Source organism: Streptomyces inhibens (assembly GCF_022221585.1).
Classification (GTDB): domain Bacteria; phylum Actinomycetota; class Actinomycetes; order Streptomycetales; family Streptomycetaceae; genus Streptomyces; species Streptomyces inhibens.
The window spans coordinates 5165407-5179806 of record NZ_CP084681.1 but is presented as its reverse complement, the minus strand read 5'-3'; the positions used below and the strand labels follow the sequence as shown (position 1 = coordinate 5179806).

Here is a 14400-nt window from a genome sequence, read left to right as displayed (position 1 = left end):
CATTCCTTTGAAGGGTGGTGGCGGGCGACGGGCGGGCGGTCACAGCCCGGCCTTCCGGTAGCGGCGCATCAGCAGGGCATAGCAGCCGGCGATGAGGGTCAGCGTGACGAGGAGATAGACGCATCCGGCACCGGTCGTCGGCGCCAGGCCGTTGGGGAAGGAGCTGACGCCACCGAGGAAGGTCGACTGCACCCCGTCGATGAGCGTGATGGGGGAGAACAGTCCCAGCCAGCCGACGGCGGACTCGCTGCCCTGGACGAAGGCGATGCCCTGGACGGCGCTGACGGCGCCGTACGGAATGGTGAGTGCGGCGATCACGGCGGCGACACCGAAGCCGCGGCGCGGTGTGAGCGCGGAGATGACCAGGCCCATCCCGGCGAACAGCAGCGAGAGCAGCACCACGGAGACCAGTCCCTGGGCCAGCCCCTTGGTCTGGTCGACGAAGTCCAGCTTCGCCAGCAGCGCCCCTACGTAGAGGACCAGCAGCGGGGCCGCGGTGAGGATGAACAGGGCGCTCGCCATGGCCGCGAACTTCGATGCCACATAGTCGCCGCGCTCGATGGGGCGGGAGAAATACAGCGGTATGGACTTGAAGCGCAGATCGCGGGAGACGGACTGCGGTGCCTGCGCGGCCAGGAAGAGGCCGATGACGGCCTGGAGGTAGATGGCGTAGCGGGTGTAGCCGACCGGGAGGCTGCCGGCCTTGGTGAACACCGTCACCGCGACCATGATCGCGGCGGGCAGGCACATCACCGCGAAGAGCAGCATCGGCAGCACCTTGCTCTTGGCCGAACGGCCCAGGCCGTAGGCGCCGCGCAGGCTCTGCGAGAAGAGTGACCGGCGCGCATAGGCGCGGCCCAGGCGGGGGCCGTCGTAGTGGCGGTAGCCGATGTTGTGGATATAGGCGCCACCTGGCGTGGCGGATACGGAGGTCGTGGGCTCAGGCGACATCGTGGGCGCCTCCGTCCTGGGTGGCGTACGGGGCGCTCGGGGCGCCTGCGGTGGCGGGGCCGGCGTGCGCCGCGTCCTCGTCGCGGAAGACCTCGGCGATCTGGTGGCGGCGCTGTTCCATCCGAACCAGGCCGAGGCCGAGTCCGGCAACGGTGTCCCGCACCAGGTCGTAGGTCTCCTCACCGGCCGCCTCGACGTACAGCAGGTGGCCGGGGGAGGCGAGGCCCTCGGAGCCGGCGGCGCCGGTGGTCACCGCGACACCGGCACCGACCAGCGCGGCGCGCAGCGCTTCGGCGCCGTCCGGATGTGCGTCGGTGTCCGTGACCTCGACCGCGAGCGAGGTCGTGACCTGCGTGAACTCATCGGTGGAGGAGGAGCGCAGCAGCTTGCCGCCGTCGATGACGACGACATGGTCGCAGGTGCGCTCCAGCTCGCCGAGGAGGTGGGAGGTCACCAGGACCGAGATCCCGAAGTCGGTGTGGATGCGCCGGATCAGGCCGAGCATCTCGTCCCGCCCGGCCGGGTCGAGGCCGTTGGTGGGCTCGTCGAGGAACACCAACTGCGGGTCGTGAACCAGCGCCTGGGCCAGTTTCACGCGCTGCTTCATGCCCGTCGAATAGCCGCCGATGGGGCGGTAGCGCTCCTCGTAGAGGCCGACATGACGCAGGGTGTCCGCGGTGCGCTCACGGGCGGCGGTCGGCGGCAGGCCGGACATCCGGGCCATGTGCACGACGAACTCGGTGGCCGAGACGTCCGGCGGCAGGCAGTCGTGCTCGGGCATATAGCCGACCCGCTCACGGATGGCGCCGCCCTCCTTGGTCACGTCCAGGCCGAGGACATGCGCGGTCCCTTCGGTGGCGGGGGCCAGTCCGAGAAGGATCTTGATCAGGGTGGACTTACCGGCGCCGTTGGCACCCACCAGGCCCGTTACGCCGGGGGCGATGTCAACGGAGAGCCGGTCCAAGGCGGTCACCCGCGGGTACCGCTTGCTCAGGCTTTCGGTCACGATCACAGTCACGTCATCGACGGTAGTGGCGCCCGCCACACCGGTCGTCAACCCAAACGATGGGATGTGCCTCCCCCTGCGGGACTACGTGCCCGTAGGGGTCCTCCTGCTGTGAGCGGCCCCGACATCGGGGTTGGGTCGCTTATGTACGCACCCCTTGACGCAGCCGCCGGTCATTGTCACATTCATCAGTGTCAAGTTACGGGTACGTACCGCGATGAACTGCTCACGGACGGACGGTTGGCGATGGCCTCAGTCACCTCAGCGACCTCAGCAGGAGCCGGACTCACCGCCGGGCTAAGGGGGTTCAGAGAGGTCCAGCGGCTCGCCTATGCCTGCGCGGAAGCGGTGGCCGCCCAGCTCAAGCCCGGCGTCACCGAGCGCGCGGCGGCGCGGATGCAGCGTGAGTGGCTGCGCGAGCGCGGGGTGCGGGACTGGTTCCATCTGCCCTTCGCCTGGTTCGGCGACCGCACCGCCTTCGTCAACTTCCGCCTACCGCTGCAGTTCTTCCCCACCAACCGCGAGCTGGAACCGGGGATGGCCTTCATCCTCGACATGGCCCCGGTCCATCAGGGTTTCACCGCCGACATCGGCTACTCCGGCTGCCTCGGCCTCAACCCCGTGCACGACCGGCTGCTCGCCGACCTGGAGGCACACCGGGAGCTGATCCTGCGCGAGGTGCGCGAGCGGCGCCCGCTGCGGGAGATCTACCAGGACGTCGACCGACTGATGGTGCGGCAGGGGTACGCCAACCGCCACCGCGCCTACCCCTTCGGCGTCATCGCGCACAAGATCGACCGGGTCGAGGAGCGGCGCTGGTCCCCCACCCTCTTCGGGTTCGGCACCCAGTCCCTCAAGGGCCTCGCCTCCGATGCGCTGCACGGCCATCGTGACGGCTGGTCCCCGCTGTGGAGCCCGTACACCTTCTCCGACCACCCGCCGCAGCCGGGGCTGTGGGCGGTCGAACCCCACCTCGGGTTCCGGGGCACGGGCGCGAAGTTCGAGGAGATCCTGGTCGTCACGGACTCCAAGGACCCGCAGGAGAGCGCATTTTGGCTGGACGACGATCTGCCGCATGTGCGGCGCTGGCAGGAGGAGAAGGCCGCGTGAACACGGGACGTGGACGGGGAAACCGTAGTGGCGGTGGCGGTGGCGGTGGCGGTGGCGGTGGCGGTGGCCGGGGCCGCGGCGATGGCCGTGGTCGTGGCGATGGCCGTGGTCGTGGCGATGGCCGTGGCCGTGGCGATGGCCGTGGTCGTGGGGCGGGAGCGGTTCGGGGGCGGGGGCGGCAGCCCGGGGCTGGGGGCAGTTCCGGGGCCGGTTCCGCCGCCGGGGCCGGTTCCGCGGCCGGGAGCGGTGCGGGGCTGGAGGGCGCTCGGGAACGCTGGGTGCGGACCGGCGGGATCGAGCTGTGCGTCGCCGAGCTGGGGGATCCGGCGCAGCCCACGGTGATGCTGGTGCACGGCTATCCGGACAGCAAGGAGGTGTGGTCCGAGGTCGCCCGCGGCCTGGCCGGCCGCTTCCATGTGGTGCTCTACGACGTGCGGGGCTGCGGCCGGTCCACCACCCCGCAGCCGCTGCGGGGCGGCTTCACCCTGGAGAAGCTGACGGACGACTTCCTGGCCGTCGCGGATGCCGTCAGCCCTGATCGTCCGGTCCATCTGGTGGGCCATGACTGGGGCTCCGTACAGGCCTGGGAGTTCGCCACGGTGCCGCGTACGGAGGGCCGGATCGCCTCCTTCACCTCCATGTCGGGCCCGTCCCTGGACCACTTCGGCCACTGGATCAAGAAGCGGATGGTGCGCCCCACCCCCCGGCGCGCCGCCCAGCTCCTCAACCAGGGCGCCAAGTCCTGGTACGTCTACATGCTGCACACCCCCGTGCTGCCCGAGCTGGCGTGGAAGGGCCCGCTCGGCAAGCGCTGGCCGCAGATCTTGCAACGGATGGAGAAGGTGCCGGGCGGCGACTATCCGACCGCTTCGCTGCCGACCGACGCGGCCCATGGCGCCTGGCTCTACCGCGACAATGTCCGCGCCCGGTTCCGCCGCCCGCGCGCCGACGCCTATGCGCACTGCCCGGTCCAGCTCATCACCCCCACCGGCGACGCCTTCCTCTCCCAGCGGCTCTACGACGATCTGGAGCAGTGGGCGCCCCAGCTGGTACGCCGCACCCTCCCGGCCAAGCACTGGGTGCCCCGCACCCGCCCCGACCAGCTCATCTCCTGGATCACCGAGTTCGTCACCGCCAAGGAAGAGGGTGACCCGGCGAAGCAGGTCGTGGCGTCCGGCCCGCACGCCGATCGGTTCGGCGGACAGCTGGTGCTGGTGACCGGCGCGGCCAGCGGCATCGGTCGGGCGACGGCGTTCGCCTTCGCAGAGGCCGGCGCGCGGATCATCGCCGTCGACCGCGATGCCGAGGGCGCGGCCCGGACCGCCGACATGTCCCGGCTGATCGGTGCGCCACAGGCCTGGGCGGAGGCCGTCGACGTCTCGGACGAGGCGGCGATGGAGAAGCTCGCCGACAAGGTCGACGCCGAGTACGGCACCGTCGACATCCTGGTGAACAACGCCGGCATCGGCCTGTCCGGCTCCTTCCTGCAGACCAGCACCGAGGACTGGAAGAAGGTCCTGGACGTCAATCTGTGGGGCGTCATCCACGGCTGCCGGATCTTCGGCAAGCGGATGGCGGACCGCGGGCAGGGCGGCCATATCGTCAACACCGCCTCGGCCGCCGCCTTCCAGCCGTCCAAGGTGCTGCCCGCGTACAGCACCTCCAAGGCGGCCGTCCTGATGCTCAGCGAGTGTCTGCGCGCCGAGCTGGCCGGCCAGGGCATCGGTGTCTCGGCCATCTGCCCCGGGCTGGTCAACACCAGCATCACCACCACCGCCCGCTTCACCGGCGTCTCCGCCGACGAGGAGAAGCGCCGCCAGGCCAAGGCCGCGCGGATGTACGGGATGCGCAACTACCCGCCGGAGAAGGTCGCCGACGCCATCCTGCGTGCGGTCGTCCGCAACCAGGCGGTGGTGCCGGTCACCCCCGAGGCGCGCGGCCTCCAGCTGATGTCCCGCTTCACCCCGCGAGCCCTGCGCGCACTCGCCCGCATCGAGCCGCGGCTGTAGCACCGGGACGTCGCACCCATGCCCGCCGCCGTACGGCGTGCCCCGGGCCGGCCGGAGAGCGTCCGGCCGCCCCGGGACGCGCCCCGCCGAGAACCGGAGCACTGCGCACCTCAGGAGCCGCGCATGAGTACGTCACCGTCGCACCTCCCGGACCACCACCCGATGGCCACCCTCAGCGTCCAGCACTCCTTTGTGCTCGACCACTTGGCCCACCAGGGCCTGGACACCGGCCCCTACACCCGGCACGTCGGCTTCCTCTTCGAGTACCTCCTCAGCGAGAAACCACCGTTCGGGATCCCGGTCCCCGAACCGGAGTGGCTGCGCTTCCGGTTCTCCCTCATCGCCGCCATCGAGCAGTTCACCGCGGTCCTCGGCAATCGGGTGCTGCACGCCGAGGGTCTCGACCACGCCGAGCCCGATCCGGTGATGCTCGATCTGCTGCGCTGGCACGGCGCGGAAGAGGTCGAGCACCGCGCGGTAGCCTTCGACATGTACCAGCACGCCGGCGGCGAGGACCCCGCCCGCTGTGCCCGCCGCATCCTGGGCATGGCCGTGACGGCCCCCGTCCTGCTCTACCTCTGGGCCTGGGGCGCGGCCTATCTCCTCCGGCACGACCCGCAGCTCGCCACCCGCTCCCGCTATTCGCTGCGCGAGCACAACCGCGCGGTCCGCAAGGGACTGCTGCCGACCTGGCGTGAGCCGGGAGCGGCGATACCGCGGTATCTGCGGCGGTCGTACCATCCCTCGCAGGAAGGGTCGCTGCGCACGGCCGTCGCCCATCTGGCGTCCTCCCCGGCCGCGCGGGCCGCGGCGGGCGCGGTGGGCCGCGCGGCAATCTCGTAGCGCGCGGCCAACTCGTGAGGAGCACCGCAGTGACCGAGCAGCCGCCGACGGCCGAATACCGCATCGAGGACCTGGCCCACATCAGCGGCGCCACGGTCCGCACCATCCGCGCCTACCAGGACCGCGGTTTGCTCCCCCGCCCGGAACGCCGCGGCCGGGCCAATGTCTACGGCGACGCCCATCTGGCGCGGCTGCGCCAGATCGCCGATCTGCTCGACCGCGGCTACACCCTCGCCAGCATCAAGGAACTCCTCGAGGCCTGGGACGCGGGTCTCGACCTCGGCGGAGTCCTTGGCCTGGTCGCCGAGATCGACGGGCCCTGGACGGACGAGGAGGCGTCCCGTATCAGCCGCGCGGACCTGGACGCCGCCTTCGGTGGCACCTCCCACGATGCGGCCGTGGCCGAGGCCGTCGACCTGGGTGTCCTGGAACGTGTTCCCGGCCGGGACGACGAGTTCCTCGTCCCCAGCCCTCAGGAGCTCGCCGTCGCCGCCGAACTGCACTCCGCCGGCGTCCCGCTCCTGGCGATCTCCGCTCATCTGCGGGAGGTGCGCGGCCAGGTCGAACACATCGCCTCCCGCTTCCTGGACTTCACCACCGAGCATGTCTTCCAGCCGTTCCTGGACCACCCGCCCACCGACGCCGAGGCCGCGGAGGCCGCAGCCCTCGTCCGCCGGCTGCGCCCCCTGGCCCAGCAGACCATCGACGCCGAACTCGCCCGCGCCATGCGCACCCTGGCCACCCGCTACCTCCGCCACCACCTGAGCGAAGCACTCCCGGGGGAGGCGCGGAGGGCCGACGGGGCCGGCGGCGGAACCCGGTCGGCGGGCGGGTCGGCGGGCGAGGCCGAGCCCATGGCCGGTGCCCCCGAGGACGTTCCTCGGCCACGGTCAGCCCCCGGGCCGGTCGCGGGCCCCCGTACCGCGACCGACTCGGCGACAGACTCCGCGGCGGTCTCAGAAACAGTCCCGGAGGAGGCTTCGGAGAGAGTCCCGGAGGCGGCCTCGGACACTGTCTCGGAGGCGGCCTCGGAGGCTGTGGTGCTCCCCTCCGACGCAGTGGAGGCCGTGCGCGCCCTGGTAGGCGCGGAGAACACGGCCGCCTTTATCGCCGCCGCCGCGCACCGAGAGGTGGCGGCCCGCGCCATGGACGCCCTGGCCTCGGGCGGGCACGGGGCCCACGGAGCCCATGGAGCCGATGCCCCGGGGCGCTAGCGCGCGTCGTCCCCGGTCGTATCCACGCGCCGGCTCTCGCCGCTTCTCAGCTTTCATCCCTCTGCAGTTGTCAAAGATCAGACGGTGCACGGCCCCCCCCCCCCCGCGACCTCACGGCCTCCTCGGCCTCCTCGGCCTTGCGCTTCCATGCCCTCCAGGTGCATCAACTCGACGGATCCGGCAGCCAGTTGCCGTGAAAGCCGTACGGCACACGCTGCGGGAGATGGACCGTGGCTACCGGGTCGGCGGATATGTCCTCCGCGTCGAGTACGACCAGATCGCTGGTGTCGGTGGTCGCGTCATAGACGTAGGTAATCAGCCAGCCGGGCCCTCCCGGACGGTCGTCCGCCGGGGCGAAGACCGCCTCGCCCGGAGTGCGCCCCGGGCCGAAGTCATGCCGGACGACCGCGCCGGTCTGCAGGTCGTAGCGGAGCAGGGCGCCGGGTATCGGCCCGGTACCCGGCAGCTCGCCGGTCATCGCGTGGCCGAAGCGGGCCGGTTGCCCGGCGAGGCGGTCGTCCACCCTGGGGAACTCGCAGAACTGGTCGTCGAGTTGCTCCTCGGCGACCGTGCCGGAGGCGAGATCGATCGTCCAGCGCCAGAGGTGGGACGGGCTCATTCCGCCGTAGTCGGCATAGCGGGATACATAGAGGACGATCCGCTGGTCGCCGTCGTCGTGGGCGTTCAGGGAGTGGAAGACATAGCAGGGGTCGATGGAGAACCAGCGGACCTCGCCGTAGGGATCGTCGCGGCGGAGCACGCCCAGTCGGGCGCCGTACTCCGGAGCCCAGCTGTACGGCATACCGCGGCGGCTGCGGTCGAAGACGACCGGGAGATCCATGAAGATGACATGGCCGGCGGTCAGATGGAAGTCATGCATCATCGTGAGCCCCGGGACATCGATGGGGCGGCTGATCACCAACTCCCCTGTCGCGTCGGCCCGGTGATAGGTGAGATAGGGCGGGGTGGGCCCGCCATAGCCGAAGAAATGCAGCTCACCGGTCGTGGGGCACGTTTTGGGGTGGGCGGTCATGGCGGTGGTGAGCCGGCCGCCGAAGTCATGGGCGCCGATGGTCTCCAGCTCATGGCCGGGGCGGCAGTCCACTTCATAGGGGAACGACGTCTCGACCAGCGCGAGGGTGCGGCCGGCATGCCGGACGATGTGGGTGTTGGCCACGCCCGCCGCCAGATTGCGGCGGCCCTGTGCGTCCACGGGGCGCACGCCGTCGGTGAAGGTGGAGGTGCGGACCCATCGGTTGCGGTAGGAGACGGCTCGGCCGCCCTCCAGGCGCAGGCCGTGGACCATGCCGTCGCCGAAGAACCAGTGCGGTGAGTCGGCGTCCCGCGGATTCGGGCCGTTGCGCAGGAACCAGCCGCTGAGCTCGGGCGGGATGACGCCGGTGACCGGGAGATCGTAGGCGGTCAGCTCCTCCGTGACCGGTGCGAAGTTGCCGGCCATGTGCGGTGCGGGGGCGGTGGATTCGGATGCGGTGGTCGGGGGTGTGGTGGTCATGAGGCCAGGCCTCCTCGGGCGTCGGCCCGCACGCCGGACTCCTGCTGGAAGCGGGCACGGGCTCGCTCCGGATAGGCGGCGGTGAAGCGGATGGGAAGGACGAATCCGGCGATCTGGATGAGGATCGAGAAGACCACGTTCAGCTCATAGGCGGAGACGACTGCCTGGGCGATCGCGGTGAGGGTGAAGGACAGCGCCCACGCGGACGTGAGCACGACATTGATGCGGCGGAACAGAGGGGTGTGCCAGACCTCCGGCGGAGCCATCCGGCGCGCGATCGCCATCGTGAACGGCCGCCGCACGGCGATCGACACCCAGGCGATGAGCGCCAGCCAGCCCATCGAGAGAGTGCTGCTGTAGAGCTTGATGCCGCTGTCGGGGCGGGCGAAGGCCAGCACACCAAGGGCCGCGAAGAACACGATCGTGCCGTATTCCAGCAGGCGGTAGTCCAGTGAAAGGCCCGCGGCGCGGTCGGCGAAGAGCAGCGCGACGGATATCGCCAGACCGGCGAGCGCACCCCACTGCCATCCGGCCGAGGACACCCCCGCGAAGACCAGCCACGGAATGAAGCCCCGCAGATAGCTCATGTTCCCCCCTCTTGGCACGCAGCCACACGACCGGAGCCGCGAAGCGCCCCGCACATTCCAACTTCGACATGTCGAAGATAGAAGCTCCATCTTTGACATGTCAAGAGTGGAAGGTAAGGTGCAGACCATGAGCCTGAGACATGCCGTGCTGGGCCTGTTGGCCGAATCCCCGGCGAGCGGCTACGACTTGATGAAGCTGTTCAACGCCTCCCTCTCAAACGTCTGGCCGGCGACACAGAGTCAGGTGTACGGCGAGCTCACCAAGCTCACGACCGCGGGCCTGGTCGAGGTCGCCGCCCACGGCCCCCGCGGCCGCAAGGAGTACGCGATCACCGAGGACGGCCTGGCGGAGCTGCGCCACTGGCTCACCGAGGTCGAACCCAGCGGCCCCCAGCGCCATGACGGCCTCCTGCGCGTCTTCTTCCTCGGCATCGTCACGCCGCTCGAGGCGCAGACGTTCCTGCTGCATCAGGCCGAGCGCGCCGCCCGCGCCCGCGCGGCGTACGAGCACATCGAAGAGACAGCTCACTGGGACGAGGAAATGATTTCGGTCTACGGGCGGATCGCGCTGGAGTACGGCCTACGGATGTCGGCGACCCACGAGGAATGGGCCCGCTGGGCGGCCGACGAGGTGACCAGCGCAAAGGCGAGAAAGGCCAGCGAGCTCGCAAAGGCGCAGCACGAGGAAGGCCGGCAGCACGAAGGGGAGTGACCCCGCGCCCGGGAAGGAATTCAGGTGCCGCCGGCCCCCTGGCGCGGCACTCTGGAGACATGAACGACCAGCGCTCCGTGCGCATCTCGAAGTATCTGGCGAAGCATTTGCGCCATGAACCGGAGCGGATCGGCATCACCCTCGACGCCCAGGGCTGGGTGTCCGTCGAGGAGCTCATAGCGGCGGCCGCGCACCATGGATTCCGTTTCTCCCGGGCGGAGTTGGAGGCGGTGGTCGCCGGCAACGACAAGCAGCGTTACGCCATCGAGAGCGACCGGATCCGCGCCAACCAGGGCCATTCCGTGCGCGTCGACCTCGATCTGCCGCCGGCCGTACCGCCCGCATATCTCTTCCACGGCACGGTCGCCCGTAGCGTGGCCGCCATCCGGGACGAGGGGCTGCGGCCGATGTCGCGGCATGCCGTCCATCTCTCGCCCGACCGTGAGACCGCGACCCGGGTGGGTGCGCGGCGCGGCAAGCCCGTGGTCCTGACCGTGGATGCGGCCGCGATGCACCGAGCCGGGCATGTCTTCCGGGTCAGCGCCAACGGGGTCTGGCTCACCAGCCGCGTACCGGCCCAGTTCCTCCGCTTTCCGGGCTGAGCCACCACCCCGTAGCCCCCCGTAACCACCAGATCAGAGCCCCGGCGCCCCCCACACCGGGAACCACCGCGCCAGGTCCTGCTCGATCGTCAGATCGTCCCCGAGCATCGCCCGCACCTGGAGTTCGAGCGGGTTGTCGCGCTTCTCCCCGCCGCCGTGCTTCGGCGCGAAGGGGTAGAACGTGCCGCGCTTGTAGAGGTAGACCAGCGCCAGCGACCGCTGCCGGTCATCGCGGAAGCCGACCAGCGAGCACAGCAGCTGCGGGCCGAACCCCGCCTCCTCCAAGGACGTATTGACCGCGTGCAGATCGTTGACCAGGCCCGCCACGTCTTCCGGGTCGTGCCGTACGAGCAGCCACGTATAGCCGTACGCGTCCTGGGAGAACTCCACGGAACCGTCCAGCAGGGACCGCGCCTCCTCCTGGATGCGTGAGAACACCCCGCCCTCGACGCTCGCGAAACACACCGTGCCCAGGCCCGTCGGGGAAAAACCGGCCGCGGCCTGGAGAGTCACCGCGGCGGACGGCAGCGCGAAGAGCTGGTCGAGATCGGGGCGTACCGGCTTGCTGCGGCCCAGGATGGCGTCCAGAAATCCCATGCGCGACTTCCTCCTTGCTCGTTACGGCACTTGCACCAGCCCCCTCCACCGCCCCTCTCTTCACGGCCGCCCCAGCTCCGCCGCTATCCGCCCCAGCTGGTCCAGCCGCTGCTCCAGCGTCGGGTGCGAGGACAGCAGCCGGTTGAAGTTCTCCTTGTTGAATGCCGGGGCGAAGTAGAAGGCGTTGAACGGCTGGGCCTTGCGCAGATCTTCGGTCGGGATCCGCGCGATCTGGCCGGTGACCTTCGTCAGCGCGGCGGCCAGCGCCGACGGGCGGCCGGTCAGCAGCGCGGCGGCCCGGTCGGCGGACAGCTCGCGGTAACGGGACAGCAGCCGGGTCAGCAGGAAGCTGATCGCGTAGACGACCACGCTGACGGCGGTGACGATGAGCACGGCGATGGCCGCGTTCTGGTCCCGGTTGTTGCGGCCGACGCCGCTCCACAGGGCGGCTCGGGTGATGATCCCGGCAAGTACACCGAGGAACGACGCGATGGTCATCACCGCGACATCGCGGTGCGCGACATGCGAGAGCTCGTGGGCCAGCACGCCCTCCAGCTCCTCCGGCTCCAGCCGCCTGAGCAGCCCGGTCGTGGCGCACACCATCGAATTCTTCTGATTACGGCCGGTGGCGAACGCGTTCGGCACATCCGACTCGGCGATGGCGACCCTCGGCTTGGGCATATCGGCCAGCGCGCACAACCGGTCGACGGCGCCGTGCAGCTCGGGCGCCTGCTCCGGCGTGACCTCACGCGCGCCCATGCTGAACGCCGCGATCCGGTCGCTGAACCAGAACTGCGCGACGAACAGGGCACCGGCGATCAGCAGCACCACCACCCAGGCGCCCTTGAGCAGCACCACCAGCACGCCGACGACCACGACGTACAGCAGTCCGATGAAGAACATCGTCGTGACCATGCGCGAGGTCAGCCCGCGGTCCGGGGCGAATCGGGTCTGTGCCATGGCTCCTCCACAAACGCCGCACTTCGCGCAGTGCGCCGACCCGCCGCGCGCCGTCTTCGCACCGCACGCCGCGCGCCCTGCACACTGCGCCGCTGTCCCGATTCTCCCTCTTCAGGCCTATATACGGGGTAAAGCCGAGGCCAGAAGACTGCCGGGCGCGTCGGTGAGCGTCCGCCCCGGGCGGGCCGGCGGACCGGGCCCCCAACGGGGCGCCGATCCGGCCGGGAGCCGCCTACCTGGCGGCCAGCTGCGCCAGCCCCTCGGTGGCGATCCGCTCGAAGACCGCGACATCGGCCTCGAAGACCGAATCGGCGATCGGCCAGTGGATGACGAGCTCATCGATGCCCAGCTCGGCGTGGTGGCCGGCGAAGTCCACAAAGGCGTCCACGGAGTCCAGCGGACGGTCCGGGGTGAAGCCGGTCAGCATGATCTTCTGCAGTTCGCCGCCGTCCCGGCCCTGGTCGGCGCAGGCCTTCGACAGCCGCTCGATCTGCCCGCGGACCGCCTCGCGCGACTCGGCGGGCGTACCGCCCCCGTTCGAGACCTTGGGGTCGCCGGTCGTCACCCAGGCCTGGCCGTACTGGGCGGCCAGCTTCAGCCCGCGCGGCCCGGTGGCCGCCACCGCGAACGGCAACCGCGGCCGCTGCACACAGCCGGGGATGTTGCGGACCTCGTGCGCGGAGTAGTGGACGCCCTCGTGGGAGACGGCGCCCTGGGTCAGCAGCCGGTCCAGCAGCGCCACGAACTCGCCGAAGCGGTCCGCCCGTTCCCGCGGCGACCAGGGCTCCTGGCCGAGCGCGGTGGCGTCGAAGCCGTTTCCGCCGGCGCCGATGCCCAGGGTGATCCGGCCGTCGCTGATGTCGTCGAGCGAGATCAGTTCCTTGGCGAGGGTGACCGGGTGCCGGAAGTTCGGCGAGGTGACGAGGGTGCCCAGCCGGATCCGGGAGGTCGCGGCCGCGGCCGCGGTCAGGGTGGGGAGGGCGCCGAACCAGGCCTGGTCGCGGAAGGTTCGCCACGAAAGGTGGTCATAGGTGTACGCGGCGTGGAAGCCCAGCTCCTCGGCGCGCTGCCACACCTCCCGGCCGCCTTCGGACCAACGGCGGACGGGGAGTATCACGGTGCTCAGTCGCATACCCCCGAGCGTACGGCCGTCCGGACGTTCCGGACGATCCGCCTCCGGGGCGCACATCCCCACCCACCCGCGCCCCCTTCCCGGCCGTCCCGGGCTCATCCGCGCAACCCACCGCACGCCTGTGCGCGGTGGTACGGGAAGATGGCCCCGTGACTGATGCCCCCGACACCCCACTCCGGGCGCCCGCACCGGCCGTTGCGCCCCGGCTGATCGCCACCGACCTCGACGGCACACTGCTGCACGACGACAAGACGGTTTCCGACCGGACGATCGCCGCGCTCGCCGCCGCGGAGCGGGCCGGCATCGAGGTGTTCTTCGTCACCGGGCGCCCGGCCCGCTGGATGGGCGTGGTCAGCGACCATGTGCACGGCCACGGCCTGGCCATCTGCGCGAACGGCGCGGCCGTCGTCGATCTGCACCGCGGCGGCCTGATCGTCGAGGTCAGCCCCCTGGAACGCACGGTCGCGCTACAGGTCGTGGACGCGCTGCGCAGCGCCGCGCCGGGCACCTCGTTCGCGGTCGAGCGGACCAGCGGCATCCACTACGAGCCGCAGTATCCGCCCCTCCTCCTGGACCCGGCCGCGATCGTCGCGCCGGCGGAGAAACTGCTCGCCGAGGACTTCGTACCGCCGCTGTGCCCGAGCGCGACCGAGCCGGACTGCCCGGCCGAGCCCCGTGAGGCGACCGGGCGGCCGGACGACCTGGCCGACGGCACCAGGAGCCCCGGCGAGCGCCAAGGCCCCAGCGCCCCCACCTTCCCCGACCAGCCCGTGATCAAGCTGCTCGCCCACCACCCCGACCTGGACCCCGACGCGTTCCTCAAGCTGGCCCGTACGGCCGCGGGCGATCTCGCGTCCTTCACCCGGTCCAGCCCCACCGCGCTCCTGGAGATCAGCGGACCCGGCGTGAGCAAGGCCGGCACCCTCGCCCGCTGCTGCGCCGAGCGCGGCATCACGCCGGAAGAGGTCGTCGCCTTCGGGGACATGCCGAACGACATCGAGATGCTGACCTGGGCCGGCACCTCGTACGCCATGGCCAACGCCCACCCGGACGTGCTGGCCGCCACGACGCGGCGTACCGAGTCCAACAACGACGACGGTGTCGCGGTCGTCATCGAGCGGATCCTTCAGCAACGCCACGAGCAGCGGGACCGCTGACCGGACC

General features: G+C 70.8%; 14 protein-coding genes. 7 read left to right on the top strand and 7 right to left on the bottom strand.

Annotated features, from left to right (window positions below):
* Positions 1-39: 39 nt before the first annotated feature.
* Positions 40-951 (bottom strand): ABC transporter permease, encoded by a 912-nt coding sequence (locus KI385_RS23615; protein ID WP_238574139.1) that lies wholly within the window; start codon positions 949-951, stop codon positions 40-42.
* On the bottom strand, positions 941-1996 hold the full coding sequence (locus KI385_RS23610; protein WP_238577818.1) for an ABC transporter ATP-binding protein: 1056 nt from the start codon (positions 1994-1996) through the stop codon (positions 941-943). The genes KI385_RS23615 and KI385_RS23610 overlap by 11 nt, the downstream gene beginning before the upstream one ends.
* 207 nt (positions 1997-2203) lie before the next feature.
* Between KI385_RS23610 and KI385_RS23605 the strand changes: the two genes are divergently transcribed.
* From KI385_RS23605 to KI385_RS23590, 4 genes are all read left to right on the top strand, one after another.
* Positions 2204-3067 (top strand): M24 family metallopeptidase, encoded by an 864-nt coding sequence (locus tag KI385_RS23605; protein ID WP_238574138.1) that lies wholly within the window; start codon positions 2204-2206, stop codon positions 3065-3067.
* 278 nt (positions 3068-3345) lie between these two features.
* A complete protein-coding gene (locus KI385_RS23600) occupies positions 3346-5076 on the top strand; it encodes an SDR family oxidoreductase (RefSeq protein WP_425356945.1) in 1731 nt (576 codons plus the stop codon).
* Between the two features lie 123 nt (positions 5077-5199).
* Positions 5200-5919 carry a metal-dependent hydrolase gene (locus KI385_RS23595; RefSeq protein WP_238574137.1) on the top strand — a complete coding sequence of 240 codons (720 nt, stop codon included), beginning with the start codon at positions 5200-5202 and terminating at the stop codon, positions 5917-5919.
* A gap of 29 nt (positions 5920-5948) precedes the next feature.
* On the top strand, positions 5949-7133 hold the full coding sequence (locus KI385_RS23590) for a MerR family transcriptional regulator (protein ID WP_238574136.1): 1185 nt from the start codon (positions 5949-5951) through the stop codon (positions 7131-7133).
* A gap of 163 nt (positions 7134-7296) precedes the next feature.
* Here the strand turns inward: KI385_RS23590 and KI385_RS23585 are convergent, their stop codons facing one another.
* Together KI385_RS23585 and KI385_RS23580 are read right to left on the bottom strand one after the other, a co-directional pair.
* Positions 7297-8646, bottom strand: coding sequence for a carotenoid oxygenase family protein (locus KI385_RS23585; protein ID WP_238574135.1), 1350 nt, complete (start codon positions 8644-8646; stop codon positions 7297-7299).
* Positions 8643-9233: a DUF3159 domain-containing protein gene (locus tag KI385_RS23580; RefSeq protein WP_238574134.1), complete on the bottom strand. Its 591-nt coding sequence runs from the start codon at positions 9231-9233 to the stop codon at positions 8643-8645. Before KI385_RS23580 ends, KI385_RS23585 begins: the two co-directional genes overlap by 4 nt.
* A 127-nt stretch (positions 9234-9360) precedes the next feature.
* Between KI385_RS23580 and KI385_RS23575 the strand changes: the two genes are divergently transcribed.
* Entirely contained in the window at positions 9361-9945 is a 585-nt protein-coding gene (locus KI385_RS23575) for a PadR family transcriptional regulator (RefSeq protein ID WP_238574133.1), read from the top strand.
* A gap of 59 nt (positions 9946-10004) precedes the next feature.
* Positions 10005-10547, top strand: a complete 543-nt coding sequence (locus KI385_RS23570) for an RNA 2'-phosphotransferase (protein ID WP_238574132.1) — start codon at positions 10005-10007, stop codon at positions 10545-10547.
* A gap of 33 nt (positions 10548-10580) precedes the next feature.
* Here KI385_RS23570 and pspAB read toward each other — a convergent pair whose 3' ends face one another.
* From pspAB to KI385_RS23555, 3 genes are all read right to left on the bottom strand, one after another.
* Positions 10581-11144: a PspA-associated protein PspAB gene (pspAB, locus tag KI385_RS23565; protein WP_238574131.1), complete on the bottom strand. Its 564-nt coding sequence runs from the start codon at positions 11142-11144 to the stop codon at positions 10581-10583.
* Between the two features lie 60 nt (positions 11145-11204).
* A complete protein-coding gene (htpX, locus tag KI385_RS23560; RefSeq protein ID WP_238574130.1) occupies positions 11205-12104 on the bottom strand; it encodes a zinc metalloprotease HtpX in 900 nt (299 codons plus the stop codon).
* 232 nt (positions 12105-12336) lie between these two features.
* Entirely contained in the window at positions 12337-13236 is a 900-nt protein-coding gene (locus KI385_RS23555) for an LLM class flavin-dependent oxidoreductase (protein ID WP_238574129.1), read from the bottom strand.
* Positions 13237-13385: 149 nt separating this feature from the next.
* On the opposite strand from KI385_RS23555, the gene KI385_RS23550 reads away from it, so the two are divergent.
* Positions 13386-14393 (top strand): HAD hydrolase family protein, encoded by a 1008-nt coding sequence (locus KI385_RS23550; RefSeq protein ID WP_238574128.1) that lies wholly within the window; start codon positions 13386-13388, stop codon positions 14391-14393.
* Positions 14394-14400 lie beyond the last annotated feature (7 nt).